Annotated in this window: 15 protein-coding genes and 1 other RNA gene; 7 read left to right on the top strand and 9 right to left on the bottom strand. The window is 71.8% G+C overall.

The genetic code is table 11. From position 1 onward, the window contains the following. Positions 1-117: 117 nt before the first annotated feature. Entirely contained in the window at positions 118-1,320 is a 1,203-nt protein-coding gene (locus ACWV17_RS10700; RefSeq protein ID WP_455359443.1) for a low temperature requirement protein A, read from the bottom strand. A gap of 206 nt (positions 1,321-1,526) precedes the next feature. Then, positions 1,527-1,928: RNase P RNA component class A (gene rnpB, locus ACWV17_RS10695), an RNA gene on the bottom strand. A 96-nt stretch (positions 1,929-2,024) separates the two neighbouring features. Between rnpB and ACWV17_RS10690 the strand changes: the two genes are divergently transcribed. Beyond that, complete coding sequence (locus ACWV17_RS10690; RefSeq protein ID WP_455359442.1) at positions 2,025-2,756, top strand: MerR family transcriptional regulator; 732 nt, start codon at positions 2,025-2,027, stop codon at positions 2,754-2,756. Further along, the gene (locus tag ACWV17_RS10685; protein ID WP_455359441.1) at positions 2,753-3,760 is read left to right on the top strand and encodes a hypothetical protein; all 1,008 of its coding nucleotides are present in this window, start codon (positions 2,753-2,755) and stop codon (positions 3,758-3,760) included. Before ACWV17_RS10690 ends, ACWV17_RS10685 begins: the two co-directional genes overlap by 4 nt. Here ACWV17_RS10685 and ACWV17_RS10680 read toward each other — a convergent pair. Beyond that, entirely contained in the window at positions 3,708-5,153 is a 1,446-nt protein-coding gene (locus ACWV17_RS10680; protein ID WP_455359440.1) for an RNB domain-containing ribonuclease, read from the bottom strand. The genes ACWV17_RS10685 and ACWV17_RS10680 overlap by 53 nt on opposite strands. A 196-nt stretch (positions 5,154-5,349) precedes the next feature. Between ACWV17_RS10680 and yaaA the strand changes: the two genes are divergently transcribed. Both yaaA and eda read left to right on the top strand, forming a co-directional pair. Further along, the gene (gene yaaA / locus ACWV17_RS10675) at positions 5,350-6,150 is read left to right on the top strand and encodes a peroxide stress protein YaaA (protein ID WP_455359439.1); all 801 of its coding nucleotides are present in this window, start codon (positions 5,350-5,352) and stop codon (positions 6,148-6,150) included. A gap of 59 nt (positions 6,151-6,209) precedes the next feature. Then, on the top strand, positions 6,210-6,827 hold the full coding sequence (gene eda, locus ACWV17_RS10670) for a bifunctional 4-hydroxy-2-oxoglutarate aldolase/2-dehydro-3-deoxy-phosphogluconate aldolase (protein ID WP_455359438.1): 618 nt from the start codon (positions 6,210-6,212) through the stop codon (positions 6,825-6,827). 110 nt (positions 6,828-6,937) lie between these two features. On the opposite strand, the gene ACWV17_RS10665 is transcribed toward eda, so the two are convergent. From ACWV17_RS10665 to ACWV17_RS10655, 3 genes are read right to left on the bottom strand one after another with little or no spacing between them, the layout of a single operon-like run. Beyond that, positions 6,938-8,164, bottom strand: coding sequence for a bifunctional RNase H/acid phosphatase (locus tag ACWV17_RS10665; protein WP_455359437.1), 1,227 nt, complete (start codon positions 8,162-8,164; stop codon positions 6,938-6,940). Between the two features lie 8 nt (positions 8,165-8,172). Then, on the bottom strand, positions 8,173-8,916 hold the full coding sequence (locus ACWV17_RS10660; RefSeq protein WP_455356144.1) for a zinc ribbon domain-containing protein: 744 nt from the start codon (positions 8,914-8,916) through the stop codon (positions 8,173-8,175). Then, positions 8,913-9,773: a Nif3-like dinuclear metal center hexameric protein gene (locus ACWV17_RS10655; protein ID WP_455356084.1), complete on the bottom strand. Its 861-nt coding sequence runs from the start codon at positions 9,771-9,773 to the stop codon at positions 8,913-8,915. The genes ACWV17_RS10660 and ACWV17_RS10655 overlap by 4 nt, the downstream gene beginning before the upstream one ends. A 373-nt stretch (positions 9,774-10,146) precedes the next feature. Here ACWV17_RS10655 and ACWV17_RS10650 point away from each other — a divergent pair, with 373 nt between their 5' ends. Together ACWV17_RS10650 and ACWV17_RS10645 are read left to right on the top strand one after the other, a co-directional pair. Beyond that, a complete protein-coding gene (locus ACWV17_RS10650; protein ID WP_455359436.1) occupies positions 10,147-11,319 on the top strand; it encodes a hypothetical protein in 1,173 nt (390 codons plus the stop codon). Positions 11,320-11,427: 108 nt separating this feature from the next. Next, complete coding sequence (locus tag ACWV17_RS10645) at positions 11,428-11,595, top strand: hypothetical protein (RefSeq protein WP_455356086.1); 168 nt, start codon at positions 11,428-11,430, stop codon at positions 11,593-11,595. An 86-nt stretch (positions 11,596-11,681) separates the two neighbouring features. On the opposite strand, the gene ACWV17_RS10640 is transcribed toward ACWV17_RS10645, so the two are convergent. The 3 genes from ACWV17_RS10640 to ACWV17_RS10630 form a co-directional block, all read right to left on the bottom strand. After that, positions 11,682-12,398 (bottom strand): class I SAM-dependent methyltransferase, encoded by a 717-nt coding sequence (locus ACWV17_RS10640; RefSeq protein WP_455359435.1) that lies wholly within the window; start codon positions 12,396-12,398, stop codon positions 11,682-11,684. A 26-nt stretch (positions 12,399-12,424) separates the two neighbouring features. After that, positions 12,425-13,897 carry an asparagine synthase-related protein gene (locus tag ACWV17_RS10635; protein WP_455359434.1) on the bottom strand — a complete coding sequence of 491 codons (1,473 nt, stop codon included), beginning with the start codon at positions 13,895-13,897 and terminating at the stop codon, positions 12,425-12,427. Between the two features lie 474 nt (positions 13,898-14,371). Continuing rightward, positions 14,372-14,599 (bottom strand): hypothetical protein, encoded by a 228-nt coding sequence (locus ACWV17_RS10630; protein ID WP_455359433.1) that lies wholly within the window; start codon positions 14,597-14,599, stop codon positions 14,372-14,374. Between the two features lie 149 nt (positions 14,600-14,748). Between ACWV17_RS10630 and ACWV17_RS10625 the strand changes: the two genes are divergently transcribed. Then, the gene (locus ACWV17_RS10625) at positions 14,749-16,089 is read left to right on the top strand and encodes a tetratricopeptide repeat protein (protein ID WP_455359432.1); all 1,341 of its coding nucleotides are present in this window, start codon (positions 14,749-14,751) and stop codon (positions 16,087-16,089) included. Positions 16,090-16,421 lie beyond the last annotated feature (332 nt).

Here is a 16,421-nt window from a genome sequence, read left to right as displayed (position 1 = left end):
TTCGCTGGTACTTCCCCCAACTCAACACTCTCCGCGGCCAAAAGCGGCAGTAGCAGGCAGCGGAAGGCTCCAGGGATTCGCCGACCCACCCGCAGGAACCGGTCTCGGGAACTCGCCTTACTCCTTGGTATGACGATGGCGGATGACGAAGAGGTTGGCGGCCAGGGTGGCACTCACGGCCAGGCCCATTCCCAGCACCGCGCCCCCGACTCCCAAAGCCGGTGCGCTGAACCCCAGAGCCAGCACCACCAGCGCACCCACCGGCATCAGCAGGGCATGGCGCACGGCCCCGGCTCCAGCCATCCGGTGCAGAATGCCCAGAATGGGCAGCGCGATCACGACGGGGACGGCGACCGCCAGACCTGCTCCCCGGGTTGAAAGGTGCCCGTGGTGCTCGACCGCGTCCAAGGCCACTTCAAGGCCCGACCCGATCGCGGCCAGCGCGGCGAAGACCACATAGTGGCCATACCCCCAAGCCAGGGCCGTGCGCAGAGTGGTGAGTCGGGCGTCGCTACCCGTGAAGTAGATCCACCACAGGGCGAAGACCAGCAGCAGACCGCCAATGGCGATCATCAACACGGGAGCGGACAGACCGCGATCCGTTACGGCGGACTGGACTGCTGCGACCGCGCCAAGGATCACCTCGCCCAGGACGATGATCGTGAAGAGGCCGTAGCGCTCAGCGATGTGCCCCGGGTGCCAGCCGGCGGGACTGCCGCGGAACTCGGCCCACGCCGGCACAGCCAACTCCGCTGCCACCAGGATCAGGAAGGTGATCCAGGCCCACGCGTCCGGCGCCCACAGCCGGGCAATCCATCCCACCTGCACCATGGCGATACCAGCGGCGTACCGCAGTGCGCCGCTGCGGCCCTCGGGGTGCTCGGCAGCGGCCCGCAGCCATTGGGAAAGCAGCGCCACCCGCATGATGACGTAGCCGATCACCACCACGGTGAAGTCGTTGCCCTCGAACACGGCCGGCACGCCGGCGGCCAACACCAGCACCCCGGCCATCTGCAGCAGCGTCAGCAGCCGGTAGGGCACGTCGTCGGTGTCATAGGCGGAGGCGAACCAGGTGAAGTTCATCCACGCCCACCAGATCGCGAAGAACACGGCGGCATACGCTGCCAGCCCGTCACCGATATGCCCCTCGGCGAGTGCATGATGCAACTGGGCCGCGGCCTGGGTGACCGCGACCACGAACGTCAGGTCGAACAGCAGCTCCAGCGGCGTTGACGCCCGGTGTTCCTCGCCCGGGTCCCGGCCCCGCATCACCCGCCGCACCGGCCCGGTCCGGCCGGCGTCAGCACCCTGGCCGCTCATCACAGCTCTCCTTGGCGTCTCATACGCTTGACCGGCGCACTCATCCTTGCCGCTCGCCCCGGCCGTGGCCGACAGGAACACGGGACTGAGCAGGCCCGGCACAGGTTCAGTTCATGAGCGACACAAGGAAGACAGCGCCCGACAACCCTGAAAGGGCCTCCGACGCAGGTCAGAGGCCCTTTCCAAGGCAAAGCCGCAGGTGGCGGCAGACGAGTCGAGCTGTACGCCGGGTTCTGTCGCCCGGTGACCTCGCGGTCGCCGGGGAGACGGCCATCCATCTAGGACCGGCGTTGCCGCCGGCCTCGTGCGGTCTACCCGCGGACTCGGGCGGGCAGCCCTCGGTCGTCCGCGCAGGGCCGTCTTGCGGCGGCCCCTCTTGACCTTGCTCCAGGTGGGGTTTACCTAGCCGCCTGGGTCACCCCAGGCGCTGGTGGTCTCTTACACCACCGTTTCACCCTTACCGAGGACCGAGGTCCCCGGCGGTCTGTTTTCTGTGGCACTGTCCCGCGGGTCACCCCGGGTGGGCGTTACCCACCACCCTGCCCTGTGGAGCCCGGACGTTCCTCGGCAAGATCGTCAGATCTTGACGCGGCCGTCCGCTCGGCTCGTCTGCCGTGAGCAACATCGTAGTCGGTCGGCGGAGCTCGGCTCGACCGGCTTGACCGGCTTGACCTTGCCGCAGCGTCAGGGTTTGTACTGGGCCCATGCGGATCGGAGAGATCGCCGCGCTCGTCGGAGTCACCTCCCGGGCGATTCGGCATTACCACCACGTCGGGCTGCTGCCCGAGCCCCGGCGCAGGGCCAACGGCTACCGCGCGTACACCGTCCGGGACGCCGTGCTGCTCGCCAGGATCCGGCGGCTGACCGAGATCGGGCTGAGCCTGGACGAGGTGCGTGACGTGCTCGCCGACGACGCGGGGCGCGAGCTGGCCGAGGTGCTGGCCGAGATCGACGCCGATCTGGCCCGTCAGGAGGCCGACATCCGGGACCGGCGGCGCCGGCTCGCGCATCTGCTGGACGGGCCGCTGACCGCCGAGGGGCCCGTGTCGCCCCTGCTCGCCGAGCTGCTGGGCACTCTTCCCCCCACAGACTCCCCGGCCGCCGCCAAGGACCGCGAGCACCTGGCGCTGCTGGACACCGTGGCCGGGGGTGAGGAGGTCTACGCCGCGCTTCGGCCGCTGGCCGCCGACCCGGCCGTACTCGCGCTGTACGCGCGGCTGGACGCGCTGGAGTCGGCGTCCGCGGACGATCCCCGGATCGCACCGCTGGCCGCGGACCTGATCGCCGCGGTGCCGGACGAGGTGCTCGCGGCGATTCCGGCCGACGGGCCGGTCGTGGAGGGCTTCGGCGAGGCACTGCTCGCGGACTTCGCACCCGCCCAGGCGGAGGTGGTGCGCCGGGTGATGGAGGCGCTGATGACGAGGGGGATGGCATGAGTGTACGGATGGCACGGCTCGTGGCCGGGGCGGTACTGCCGGCCGAACTGGTCCTGGTCACCTGCCTGTTGGCCGGGGTGCGGACACCCCCCTCGGTGGTGCTCGGGGCCGAGATCCTGGTGCTGGCGGCGTTCGTACTGGAGGCCGTCGTCGTGTGGCGGCTGTACGCGGCGGGGCGGCGCCGGGGTGCGGGGCGCCGGGAGGCGCTGGGCGAGGCGGTCCGTACCGTCGTACCGGTGAAGGTGCGACGGCTGCTCGCGCACGAACTGCGCGCGACGGCGAGCCTCGGGCTGTGGGCGGTACGGCGGCGGCACGGGGTACGCGAGGGCGCGCTCGCCGTTCCGTACACCGGGCCGCAGACCGCGATCATGTACGGCCTGGTCTTCGTCTCCGTCGTCGAGACGGTCGCGCTGGCGGTCCTGATCCCGTGGCCGGTGGTGCACGGGATCCTGCTGGTGCTGGATGTGTACGGGGTCGTGTTCGTCCTCGCCATGCACGCGGCCTGTGTGGCCCGGCCCCATGTGGTCGGCGCGGACGGCTCGCTGCGGATCCGGTACGGCGCGCTGTTCGACCTGCGGCTGCCGGCCGGGTCGGTGGCGTCCGCCCGCGTCGAACGCCGTTACCCCACCGGCCGGCTGGTCCAGCTGACCGAGGACGGCGTGCTGGACCTGGTGGTCGGCGGCCAGACGACGGTGACGGTGGAGCTGGTGGAGCCGGTCGAGTTCGTACGGCCGCTGGGCGGGCGAGGGCTGGCCCGGGCGGTCCGCTTCCACGCGGACGACCCGCGCGCCGCCGTCGCCGCGCTCGCGGCGAAGCGGGACGGGGTCCGGTCGCGGGGCGGGGGCACGTCGCGGGGCGGGGGCACGTCGCGGGACGGCGCCACGTCGCGCGACGGGAACACGTCGCCGGACGGGATCACGTCGCCGGACGGGGCCACACCGCCGGACGGGGTCACGTCGCGGGCGCGAACAGCACCGTCGCCGTCCCCGGGTCCGCCTGCGTGAGCCGTACGCGCAGCCGCTCGCCCAGTGGCAGCTGCTGCACGCCGCCCTCGACACGGGCGACGACCGCCGGGTCCTCCAGGTGGACGGTCCCGACGGACGGTTCGTGCTCCTTCACGTCCACCACCCACGCGTCGAAGACCTCACCCACCCGGTCCTTCAGCAGCGCGGTCTCGATCAGGTCGACGCACTCGCGCTCCACGGCGTTGGCCCGCCCGGAGCCCTCCGCCATCTCCTGCGGGAGCCGGGGCAGCGCCGCCGTCACCCACTCCGGCGGCCGCTCCCCCGCGACCGCCGCGACGCACAGCTCGCCCGCGTACCGGTCCACGAGGCGGCGCAGCGGCGCGGTGCAGTGCGTGTACGCGTCGGCCACGGCCGCGTGGACGGCGGGCTCGGGGACCTCGCCGTCCTGGAAGGCGGTGTATCCCGCTCCGCGCAGCAGTGTCGTGCAGTCCTGGAGGAACGCGGCGTGGTCGGGCCGGGTGGGATCGAGGGAGCGGACCAGTTCGGCGTAGGCGACATGGTGCGGCCAGTCGATGTGCAGGGCCTTCGCGGAGCGCCGCAGCCGGCCGACCGCCCCGTCGGGGGCGCTGGGCAGCGTACGCAGGATTCCGGTGCCCGCGGCCGTCATGAGGTCCGCCGCCGCCATGCCGGTGAGCAGTGAGATCTGCGCGTTCCAGCCGTCCGCGGGGCGCGGCGCGCGGTATTCGAGGAAGTACGTGCCGTCGCGCTCGACGATCTCCTGCTCGGGAACGTTGAGGGAGATGCCGCCGCGCTCCCGCTCCAGCACCTCGCGGAGCCGGCCGATGTCCTTCAGCAGCGCGAGGGGCTCCTCGGCGGTTCCGCCGTCGATCTGCCGCTGCGCGGAGGCGTAGTCGAGCTTGGCCCGGCTGCGCACCAGGGCCCGGCGTACGTCGGTGTTCACGGCCCGGCCGTCCGCGTCGAGGTCGATCCGCCACAGCAGGGCCGGGCAGGTCTGGTCCGGCAGGAGGCTGGCCGCGCCCTCGGAGAGCAAGGGGGGATGCAGCGGGACCTTCCCGTCCGGGAAGTAGAGGGTGGTGACGCGGCGGTGCGCCTCCGCGTCGAGCGCGCCGCCGGGGGCGACGAACGCTGCGACGTCGGCGATCGCGTAGTGGACGCGGTAGCCGCCGCCCGGGCGGCGGGCGAGGTGCATCGCCTGGTCGAGGTCGACGGAGGCGGGCGGATCGAGGGTGAAGAGCGGCAGGTCGGTCGCGTCGAGCTCCGGCAGCCGCGGGGCCCGGACGGCCTGTTCCGCTTCGGCGAGCACCTCGGGCGGGAAGTCCTGGCGCACGCCGAGCTTCGTGCGCAGTTCGCGCAGGGCGGCCCGCAGCGTGGCCTCGGCTGCGCCGGTCATGTGCAGGTGGCGGCGGGGCATGGGTCGAGCGTAGGGCCGGTACGGCGGGGCGGCACGGCGAGTCGGGCCGCGGGCGGCGGGCGGGCGGCAAGTGGGGCCGCGGCGGTCGTGGTGGGGTGCGGGGCCGCGGCGGACGGGAGCGGTTCCGGTCGGTGCGGTCGCCTACCCTGGCGCGGGGGCCGCACCCCCCTCCCGTACGTACTGAAGGAGAACCGCCGTGCTCGTGCTGCTGCCGCCGTCCGAAGGAAAGGCCGCGAGCGGTTCCGGTGCACCCCTGAAACTGGAGGGGCTGTCCCTGCCCGGCCTGGCCGACGCGCGCGCCGCTGTGCTCGACGAGCTGGTCGAGCTGTGCGCGACGGACGAGGAGAAGGCGCGCGAGGTGCTCGGGCTGAGCGAGGGGCTGCGCGGCGAGGTCGCCAAGAACACGGAGCTGCGGACCGCGGGCGCGCGGCGGGCCGGGGAGATCTACACGGGCGTGCTGTACGACGCGCTGGGCTTGGCCACGCTGGAGCCGGACGCGCGCAGGCGTGCGGCGAAGTCGCTGCTGGTGTTCTCCGGGCTGTGGGGCGCGGTGCGGATCACCGACCGCATCCCCTCCTACCGTTGCTCGATGGGCGTGAAGCTGCCGGGGCCCGGTGCGCTGGGGGCGTACTGGCGTACGCCGATGGCCGAGGTCATGCCCGAGGCGGCGGCCGGCGGGCTGGTTCTCGACCTGCGGTCGTCCGCGTATGCCTCGGCCTGGAAGCCGAAGGGCGAGGTCGCCGAGCGGACGGCGACAGTCCGGGTGCTGCACTCGCAGATGGTGGACGGGGTCGAGAAGCGGTCGGTGGTCAGCCACTTCAACAAGGCGACGAAGGGCCGTCTGGTGCGCGATCTGCTGACGGCGGGTGCGGCGCCGGGCGGGCCGGCGGAACTGGTGGAGGCGCTGCGGGATCTGGGATACGTCGTGGAGGGCGAGGCGCCCGGGCGGCCGGCGAAGGCGTGGGCGCTGGACGTGGTGGTGACCGAGATCCACTGAGCGTTGCAACATATGCAACGCTCATTGCGCCAACTGCACGCTCGGGGCAGGATGACGGCATGACTTCCGTGCTGGACCTTGCCCCCGTCGTCCCCGTCGTCGTCCTCCAGGGCGCGGCGGATGCCGTGCCGCTGGCGCGGGCGCTGGTGGCGGGCGGCCTGCCCGCGATCGAGGTGACCCTGCGGACGCCGGCCGCGCTCGACGCGATCCGGGCGATCGCGGCCGAGGTGCCGGAGGCGGTGGTCGGCGCGGGCACGGTGATCTCCCCCGAGGGGGTGGCCGACGCGGTCGCGGCCGGGTCCCGGTTCCTGGTCAGCCCGGGCTGGTCGGAACGACTGCTCGACGCGATGCGGGGGGCGGGCGTGCCGTTCCTGCCGGGCGTCTCCACCGCGTCCGAGGTCGTCGCGCTGCTGGAGCGCGGCGTCACGGAGATGAAGTTCTTCCCGGCGGAGGCGGCGGGCGGCACGGCCTACCTCGCGTCCCTCGCGGGCCCGCTGCCCCAGGCCCGCTTCTGCCCGACGGGCGGCATCTCCCTGGCGTCTGCCCCGTCGTACCTGGCCCTGCCGAACGTGGGATGCGTAGGCGGTACGTGGATGCTCCCGCCGGACGCGGTCGCTGCGCGGGACTGGCAGCGGGTGAAACGCCTGGCCGCGGAGGCGTCGACCCTACGGCCCTGAACGGGGCCTGCCCCCCACCGCCCTTCCCCGCCGCGGGGCCCGGGGGCGGCCGCTCCGCCCGCCGCGAACGGCCCGCCCCGCCCTACAAGCGGCGCGCCCGCGCCCCGGGGTCAGCGGAGGTGGGCTGTGTCGTTCAGTAGGCGGAGGGACGCGTTGCCGTCCGCGTAGTACGCCACCGCCGACAGCGACGCCGCCGAGAGTTCCATCCGGAACAGGGACTCGGGCGGGGCGCCCAGGGCCAGGCGTACCAGGGTCTTGACCGGGGTCACGTGCGTGACCAGGAGCACGGTCTTTCCCGCGTACTGCGCGACCAGCTTGTCCCGCGTCGCCGCGACGCGCCGCGCCACGGCGGCGAAGCTCTCGCCGCTGCCCGTGGGAGCTGCCTTCGGGGAGGCGAGCCAGGCGTCCAGGTCGTCCGGGAAGCGTTCCCGTACCTCCGCGAAGGTCAGGCCCTCCCACGCGCCGAAGTCCGCCTCGCGCAGGCCGTCCTCGATCCGCAGGTCGAGCCCCAGCCGGGTCGCGACCACCTCCGCCGTCTCGCGGCACCGCTTGAGCGGTGAGGTGACGACCGCCTGGACCGTGCCGCGCGCGGCGAGGACCGAGGCGACCGCCTCCGCCTGCCGGCGGCCGACCGCCGACAGCTCGGGGTCGGAACCGCCGCTGCCGGAGAACCGCTTCTGCGGCGTCAGGGCCGTCTCACCGTGCCGCAGCAGTACCAGCGTGGCCGGAGCGCCGAGATCAGCACTCGCACCCCAGCCCACGGTCGGCGCCGTCGCCGGTGCCTCCGCCGGGCGGGCCAGCGCCGCCCGCGCCTTCGCCGCGCCCGCCTTCGCATCCCCCGGCGGGCCGGACGGCGGCGGGACCGCCACCGCGCGGGCCGCCCGGGCGTCGAGCGCGGCGGAGGACGACGACGGCTCCCACTGCCGGCCCTTCTTGCCCGCGTCCATCGCCTCGTTGGCCAGCCGGTCGGCGTGCTTGTTCTTCTCGCGCGGGATCCACTCGTACGTGACCTGCGCGCGCGGGAACACCAGCGCCGCCTCCGCCGCCAGCGGCTTCATGTCCGGGTGCTTGATCTTCCAGCGTCCCGACATCTGCTCGACGACGAGCTTGGAGTCCATCCGGACATGGATCTCCGCGTCCGGAGCGAGCGCGCGCGCCGCCTTCAGCCCGGCGACCAGCCCCTTGTACTCGGCCACGTTGTTCGTGGCGACGCCGATGTACTCGGCGGCCTCGGCCAGCGTCTCACCCGTCTCCGGGTCCAGGACGACCGCGCCATAGCCCGCGGGCCCCGGGTTGCCCCGGGACCCGCCGTCCGCCTCGACGACCAGCTGCTGCATGGGGGCCCCTAGATACCCGAGTCGGCCGTACGGACCAGGATGCGGCGGCAGTTCTCGCAGCGCAGCACCGTGTCGGGGGCCGCGGCCTTGACCTCGTTCACCTCGGTGATGTTGAGCTCCAGGCGGCAGCCCTCGCAGCGGCGCTGGTAGAGCCGGGCCGCGCCGATGCCGCCCTGCTGGACGCGCAGCTTCTCGTACAGCTTCATCAGGTCCGCCGGCACGGACGCGGCGACGACCTCGCGCTCCTTGGTGATCGTCGCGATCTCCGCGTCGATCTCCTGCTGCGCGGCGTCCCGGCGCCCGGTCGCGTCATCGGTCTTGGCCTGCACCGAAGCCACGCGCTCGGTCAGCTCGCCGACCCGCTCCTGCGCGGACTCGCGGCGCTCCATGACCTCGAGGACGACGTCCTCCAGGTCACCCTGGCGCTTGGCGAGCGAGGTGATCTCGCGCTGGAGGTTCTCCAGGTCCTTCGGGGAGCTGACCGCGCCCGAGTCGAGGCGCTGCTGGTCGCGGACGGCGCGCTGACGCACCTGGTCGACGTCCTGCTCCGCCTTGGTCTGCTCGCGGGCGGTGTCGCTCTCCTCGGTCTGCGCCGCGACGAGCAGGTCGCGCAGCTGGGTGAGGTCCTTGGTCAGGGAGTCGAGCTCGGCGTGCTCGGGAAGCGACTTGCGCTTGTGCGCGAGCTGCGACAGACGTACGTCCAGGGCCTGGACGTCGAGAAGTCGGATCTGGTCGGCGGGCGCGGCGTTCAGTTGGGGGCTCCTGTGGATGTGTCGGGGTTCGGGGAGGACGCCGCGTGGGCGGTCCAGGGGTCGGTGACCGTACGCGAGACGTGGGTGCGCAAGCCCCAGCCGTGCCGCTCGGAGTGCGCGTCGAGCTGGGCGGCGGCCTGCTCGCACCAGGGCCATTCGGTGGCCCAGTGCGCGGCGTCGATCAGCGCGAGGGGACTCTGTTCGCGCGCCTCGGAGACGGGGTGGTGGCGCAGGTCGGCGGTGAGGAAGGCGTCCACGCCGGCGGCCCGGACGGCGCCGAAGAGGCTGTCGCCCGAACCGCCGCTGACGGCGACGGTACGGACGAGGGCGTCGGGGTCGCCGGCCGCGCGGACACCCTGCGCCGTGCCGGGCAGCCGGGCGGCTGCGTACGCGGCGAACTCGCGCATCGGCAGCGGGTGGTCGAGCTCGCAGATACGGCCGAGGCCGCGGCGGCCCGCCGGATCGGAGGGGTCCGGGACCAGGGGCCGCACGACCCGCAGGTCGAGCGCGCCGGCGAGGGCGTCGGAGACCCCGGGGTCGGCGGTGTCGGCGTTGGTGTGCGCGACGTGCAGGGCGACGTCGTTCTTGATCAGGGTGTGCACGACGCGGCCCTTGAACGTGGAGGCCGCGACCGTCGTCGTACCGCGCAGATAGAGCGGGTGGTGGGTCACCAGCAGGCCGGCGCCGAGCTTCACGGCCTCGTCGGCCACCTGCTGGACGGGGTCGACGGCGAAGAGGACCCGGGTGACCTCGGCGTCCGGATCGCCGCAGACGGTACCGACCGCGTCCCACTCCTCGGCCCGCTCGGGCGGCCAGAGAGCGTCGAGCGCGGCGATGACTTCAGACAGACGGGGCACGGAGGAAAGGCTACCTGTCCGCCGAGCCCCTTGGTCCTGCCCCTGGCCTGCCGTTACTTCTTCCCGGCCCGGCGCTGCTGCCCGAAGGCGGCCCCTACTTGATCAAAAACGTCCGCAGGTCGTCGAGGACCTTGTCGGCGGTGTTGCCGCGGCCCCTGGGATATCGGGTACTCCTGGGGCGGTCGAACAGGCGACCCACTCAGGCTCACTTAGGCGAGCCTTACCCCCGGCGGCCGCACACCGCGCAGCACAACCGCCTCCCCACTCTCACGCGAATCGCCCAACACCCACCCTTATGTGTGAAGGGGGGTGGTCTCGTGTTGTTCGGCAGGAAGTGCGAAAACTAGCTTCCCTGGCTGGAGGTGAGGTGCCGATGACAGCCTGTGCCATCGAGACCATCGCGCGGCCGGGGTTCACCATCGCCGCGGACGGCTCCTACGCCGCGCGGCTGGCGGGCGCCGGGGACGGGCGGTTCCCGGAGCGCTGGACGCTGGACGGACCCGAGCCGTACGCGGTGCCGCTGCCGCTCGGGCAGCCGGAGGAGGCGGACACCGAGGTGCTGCCGTTCACGGACGGACGGGTGCTGATCCACCGGCGTGTGGCGGAGCGGCACGGCTTCTCGCTGCTCTACCCGACCGGGCCGGGGACGGGGGAACTGCCGCTGGGCGCGGTCGGGTGCGACCGGCTCTCGCTGCTGCCGCCCTCGCCGGCGGGCAGCTGCGCGTACGCCCTGGCGGTGGGCGAGCGGTCGACCGCGGTGTGGCTGGTGGCCGGGGGCGCCCGCGGTCCCGAGCACGTCGTCGACGTACCCGGCCGCTGCTCGGGCGGTGTGTGGCTGGACCGTACGGGGCGGATGCTGGCCCTGGACCGGGAGTTGGACGGGCAGACCAGGGCGGTGGCGGTCGACCTCGGGCGGGGCGGGGAGGTCACACCGCTGCTGCAGATCGCCGACGACAGCAACGACCGGCTGCTGCTGGCGGACCCGGACAGCGGTCTGCTGCTGATCCGTTCGGACGCGCCGGGCCACGACCGCCTGGGGTGGGGGGTGCTGGGGAGCCTGCTCCCGGTGCGGTTCCCCGAGTGCCTGCGGCTGGCGGACTGCGCGGTGACGCCGTTCGCGGTGCAGCCGGGGCAGGTACTGATGCCGGAGAGCTGTGCGGTGGCGCTGCGGATCGACGGGCCGGCGGGGACATGGCTCGGGCTGTGGCGGCCGGCGGACCGGCGGCTGACCCAACTCTCCGCGCCCGGCGGGTGGGTGGCGGGGGCCGGACTGTGGACCCGGGACGGGGTGCTGCGGCTTCCGTACGTGACGGAGGAGGTGCCCTGCGGTATGGCTCGGGTGGAGGTTCCGGAACCGGCTCCCCCAGAAGTGATCACAGAACCCGCACAAGCGGAAGCCGCAGGTGGGGAACCGTACGCGGTCGCCGCACATCCCCCCGTACGCAGGCCCGTTCCGCTGCAGCAGGCCCCTCTGACGGGGCGCGGGGCACCCCCTAAACTCTCCTCGGGGGGCTACGCAGCTGTACCGGCCGAGAGCCGAGGGTGACCGCGGACTGTCGACGGGGCGTTCGTCGGTCGGGCGATCGTCGGCCGGGGTGGGCCGCCCGCTGACGGCACAGAAGCGAACTGACGGATCGACGGAGTGACTTCCCACATGTCTGAAGCAATGACCGACACGACCGAGGCGCGCCTGCAGGGGGCAGCCGCCCAGTCCGAGGACGGCCACGCCGGGCGGCACCGGGGCGGTGCCGCGGCGGAGGACTCGGCCGCTCCGGGACACGGACGCCACCGGCGCCCGTCGGAGGACGGCAACACGGCCTGACGGCCGGGGGACAGGGAGGGGCCGCCACGGGAAAACCGCGGCGGCCCCTCGCGCGTTCCCGGGGGCGGGTGGCCCCGGCCCGCCGGTCACCGCCGCGTGAATCGGGCCACCGTGTACGCGGTTGGGCCGGTGAGCCTTGTCCCTGTGCCGTCGAGCATGTCCAGGATCTCGAAGCCGGCATGCTCCGCGTAGTGCTCCAGTTCGCGGGGGAACAGAACGCGCCTGCGGATCTCGTCTCGGGCCTCGTCGCCCGAGGGGAGCACCCAGTGCCGGTGCATGGTGTTGATCTGGGTCCGCAGGTCCCACTCATGTCGGATGGTGACCGACGCGGGTCCCCTCGGGGTGTCCACCGTCGCGACGCTCGGCTCGATCCGGGTGATCGGGGCGACGGGGGAGCACAGCACGAGCAGTGCGCCCGGCCGGGTGTGGGCCGCGAAGGTGGCGAAGACCTGGCCGATCTCCTTGTTGTCGTGCACATAGGCGAGGCTGTTGCCCATACAGGCCACCACGTCCACGCGCTTCCGGAGTCGTACCGTGCGCATGTCCCCGGTGCGGATGTCCAGTTCGGGCCGGGCCTGGTGGGCGTAGTCGACCATGCCGGGCTGGAGGTCCACGCCGATGCACTTGAAGCGCTTGGCCAGGATCTCCAGGTCGCGCCCGGTACCGCATCCGAAGTCGACCAGTGTCCGGGCGTCCGGCCTGTGCGACTCGATCAGGGTCTGGCACATCCCGGCGCTGGTGCTGTCGGACTGGACCACGTCGTAAAGCGCCGGGTCCCGATAGAGGAGGTTTGTGGCTTCCACGTGCTCGGCTTCCGTGTGGGGGCTGGTCACATGAGGCTTCGCAGTCCGACCTCCAGGGCGAGCGCATCGCACAGCAGATCGGGGACAACCGGGGCGGCGTCGGCGTCCTTGCGCGCCTGCACGAGAGCCTTGCCGTCAACGTATCCGAGGTCCACCAGGACTGATTCCTTCAGCATGTCGTCCAGTACGGGCAAGCCGTAGAAACGCAGGCCCTTCTCCAGGACGGCCAGGAAGTTCTCCGGCTCGGCCGGCGCAGCCACCCACTCGGGCAGGCCCGCCCGTCTGATCCGCTCGCGGAACAGCGCCTTCCCGCGCTTGTGGTCGTGCGGTAACTGCTCCATGAACCGCATGATCCGCGGGTGCACGAGCGGGCTCACCGGCCAGACTCCGGCCCGGAGGTACGCGGGGTTGTGCATCCCGAACGCCATCAGGGTCGGTACGGGCAGTACCGGGATGGGGGCCAGGTGCTCGTTGACTTCGGCGAGTGCTCGGACCGCTTTGTGGCCGAGCCACGGCACGTGTTCCTGCGTCGGCAGTTCGGCCTGTGTTCTGGAGTGGTGGGCGTTGATTTCGTCCCCGCCGCTGCCCGTGAACATGACCTCGCACCGCCGGGCGGCTGCCTGCTCGCGTACGACATCAAATGCCTCCTGGTAGAAGGCTCCCGCCGGATCGTGCGGCTTGCACAGAGCGCGCACGCCTCCCGGGGAGAAGGGTGGGTGCTGCATGGCGGGGATGGCCGTGTCCCGGAAGCCGCAGTGCTCCACGAAGACCCGGCGTCGCTCGCGCTGCTGCCCGCCGGTGCTTCCTCCCACCAGCAAGCCGAAGCTGTGCACCTCCGGGAAGCGGGCCGCCTTCACGCCAAGGGCGACGTTCCCGGAATCCGCGCCGCCGGACAGCTCAACACCCACGCACCCGGTTGCCGTCGGCGCCTCGCGGATCACGCCGGTCAGCAACTCGGCCAGAGCCGCGAGTGGATCAACGCCGGCCCGCAGCGCACGCGGCTCAAGTACGTGTTCGGCGGGCTCCGGGTAGTGGATGCTGAGTCCCGAGGGGGTGAATGTGGCCGATGCCCGCTCGGTGAGGCGGTAGACGCCTTCGAACAGCGTCTCGGACGTGTAGCGATGCTGTCTCGTCAGCGTTCGGGCAACGACGCACGGCACCAGACGGTCAGCCCGCAGATACGGTCGCAACGCCGTCAGGTCCCATGACGCGTGCAGCTCACCAGCCCTCCCCACCAGGTAGAGCGGGGCTGTGCCGAAGACACCCGCCGACAGACGGGCTTCCCCGGGCTTCATGGTGAGTTCGACGAAGTCTGCCTCTTCCCGCTTGCACTCCTTCACGCGGACCCGTACGTGCGGCGCCGGCTCGTCGTTGACCTCCATGACCAGCGTGGACACATTCGCGAGCTCGATCCAACTCTCACCGCTGATCCAACGGCCGCCTTCTGATCTCCACCGCGGCTCCTGGAGATCGGACAGGCGCAGACACATCGACAGCATGTCGTCCCTTTCCGATGTCGTGCGGCGGGGCGGGGCCGCGAACGACCCCGCCCCGCCTGGCGTCAGCCCTGGATCACTTGCTGCAGTGGTCGCCGTTGTTGTCGCCACCACCCGGCATCTTGTCGAGCAGCATGGCCTCGACAGCCGGAACGCCGGTGATCAGATCGCCGGTGAACAGCTCGTCCACGTTCATCGTTTTCTCCCTTACGGTTTTAGGTGGACTCCGCGGCTGGTGCTGCGGAGTTGAACCCGTCCGGCTGCCGGACCCTTGCGAAGAAGGCAGCCGGGCGGGATGCCCGCCGCTCACAGTGGGCGGGCCCTCCCTCGTCACAGGCGGGGAGCCTGGACGCGTGACGGGGAGGAGTCAGGTGGGTCAGGATGCGGCGGCCACGCCCAGGGCGAAGCCGACCGATCCCGAGATGGTGATGATCAGGAGCGGTCCGGCGTAGCGGCCGACGACTGCGGCTACCCCCTTCACAGTCGCTCCCCACGGCTGCGCTCGTTGACCTCGCGTACCGCGGCGCTCAGCCTCGCCGCCCCGTCCTCAGGCGTGGTACAGCGGTGCTGCGGGCAGCAACACCGCGAGAACCGATTCGAACCCGGCGGCAGATCCGCGCCCTCGTAGGTGTCGACCCTCAACACCCCGTCCGTGCCTCGCTCCTCGGTCATCCGGGCCAGTCGGGCCCGCGCTTCGCTTCTCATCCCTCAGCCCCTCGGACGACGGTTCCGGCGAGGTCTCGCCGCTCCTTGCTACCTCTACGCAACCGCGTGAGCACGCACAGCGGTACCGTTGCAGCGGCGTCAGGACTTGAAAGCCTTGAAAGTTCGTAAGGGTACGGGGAGTTGAGGGCATGGCCAAGCGTGAACCGAACGTGGCGCTCGGGCGACTGCTCGCCGAAAGCCGCTGGACTCACCGCCAGTTCGCGCGGGCGGTGAACCGCGTCGGCACCGAGACCGGCACACCCCTGCGCTACGACGAGTCGGCGGTGAGCCACTGGCTCAGCGGCACGGTCCCGCGCAGCGCGGTGCGCGTGTGCATCCTCGAAGCCCTCGCCCGACGCCTCGACCGCCCTGTCACCCATGCTGAGGCCGGCCTACCCTTCCCCCGCGATCACTCCCCCACGGCCGCGGATACCGTGGAAGGTCTAGTCGACCTGGGGAGACACGACATGGACCCGTCCCGCCGTAGCGTCCTGGGCGCCAGTCTGTTCTCCGTGGCCCTCACCATCCCCGGCTGGCCCGACGTGATCGGGCGGGCCGAAGCCGTCCACTCCGGCCGCACCACCCGCATCGGCATGAACGAAGTGGACATGGTCATCGCCATGACCGAGCGCGTCTCGGAGCTGGACGACCAGTTCGGCGGTCGCCACGCACGGCCCATGGCGGCCTCGTTCATGGTCAACACCGTCGCTTCCTACCTGCGCGCCGACGCGCCCGAGAACGTGCGGAAAGCGATGCTGTCCGCGGCTTCGGACCTGCTGTACCTGACCGGCTACATCGCCGTGGACGAAGGACTGCACGGCCTCGCACAGCGCTACTACGTCAAGGCACTCGAACTGGCGGGTGCGGCCGAGGACCACCTGACCTACTGCACCACCCTGCGCGGCATGAGCGTCCAGGCAGTCGACCTCCGCCATGGGGCGAGAGCCATGGAACTGGCCGACGTCGCTGCCGCCGCCTCCCCGAAAGCCGGGCCCCGGATGCTGGCCTTCCTCGCCGGTCAGCAAGCACACGCCGCCGCGCAGACAGGCGACCGTACGGGCGCCCTGCGGTACATCCGCGAGGCTGAGGGAGCCATGGACCGCGCCGAGTCACGCGGCAAGGCGTTCGGCTCGTACGACCCTGCAGCGCTCAACTACCACATCAGTCAGGTCCGTTACGAACTCGGTGACGTTTCCGGCGCCATCGAAGCCATGCAGGAGTCGGACAAGGTGCGCTACAGCGTCTACCGCCGCGCCCGCGTACGGCACCGCGCCACCCTCGCTGAGCGCCAACTGGAGATCGGCCACCTGGAAGCGGCCTGCGCCACCTGGCACCAGGCGCTCGACGACTACCCCATGGTGCAGTCCGGCCGCGCCGACGACCGGATCAGAACCATGTTCGGCCTCCTGCGACCCCACCTGAAGAACGCCACCGCCCGGGACCTGTACGACCGAGCAAGGACGGTCGCGCCACCGTCCTTGGCCAGCTGACCTGCCCAGCAGAGACGACGTCTCATGCCAGACGGGTCACACCGGGGCGTACGGAGCCGAAAGTGCCGCGAGCTGGCCGCGGACACCGAGCAGACCGCCGCCGAGCCCAAGTGGCAGACGCTCAAGAGCGTCACCACGTCGAGCAGCCCGACGGCCGCATCATCTGGCCGACCCGGGACCGCCGATCGGGGAATCGCTTGCCATCATTCGGCGACGAGCGTCGATGAATGATCTCCATTGCAGCTCTATATCCGCTATCGACACGATGGGCGACATCTACGGGTCAAACTTTGAAACGAACTCCCGAGACTCCATCATCCTCATGAAGTTTA

This window comes from Streptomyces mabaensis (assembly GCF_053763515.1).
This window is presented reverse-complemented; position numbering and strand designations above follow the sequence as displayed.

Coding starts and splice junctions, on each gene's coding strand:
- ACWV17_RS10700 (WP_455359443.1), bottom strand. CDS start 1,320: ATGAGCGGCCAGGGTGCTGACGCCGGCCGGACCGGGCCGGTGCGGCGG.
- ACWV17_RS10690 (WP_455359442.1), top strand. CDS start 2,025: ATGCGGATCGGAGAGATCGCCGCGCTCGTCGGAGTCACCTCCCGGGCG.
- ACWV17_RS10685 (WP_455359441.1), top strand. CDS start 2,753: ATGAGTGTACGGATGGCACGGCTCGTGGCCGGGGCGGTACTGCCGGCC.
- ACWV17_RS10680 (WP_455359440.1), bottom strand. CDS start 5,153: ATGCCCCGCCGCCACCTGCACATGACCGGCGCAGCCGAGGCCACGCTG.
- eda (WP_455359438.1), top strand. CDS start 6,210: ATGACTTCCGTGCTGGACCTTGCCCCCGTCGTCCCCGTCGTCGTCCTC.
- ACWV17_RS10665 (WP_455359437.1), bottom strand. CDS start 8,164: ATGCAGCAGCTGGTCGTCGAGGCGGACGGCGGGTCCCGGGGCAACCCG.
- ACWV17_RS10650 (WP_455359436.1), top strand. CDS start 10,147: ATGACAGCCTGTGCCATCGAGACCATCGCGCGGCCGGGGTTCACCATC.
- ACWV17_RS10645 (WP_455356086.1), top strand. CDS start 11,428: ATGTCTGAAGCAATGACCGACACGACCGAGGCGCGCCTGCAGGGGGCA.
- ACWV17_RS10635 (WP_455359434.1), bottom strand. CDS start 13,897: ATGCTGTCGATGTGTCTGCGCCTGTCCGATCTCCAGGAGCCGCGGTGG.
- ACWV17_RS10630 (WP_455359433.1), bottom strand. CDS start 14,599: ATGAGAAGCGAAGCGCGGGCCCGACTGGCCCGGATGACCGAGGAGCGA.
- ACWV17_RS10625 (WP_455359432.1), top strand. CDS start 14,749: ATGGCCAAGCGTGAACCGAACGTGGCGCTCGGGCGACTGCTCGCCGAA.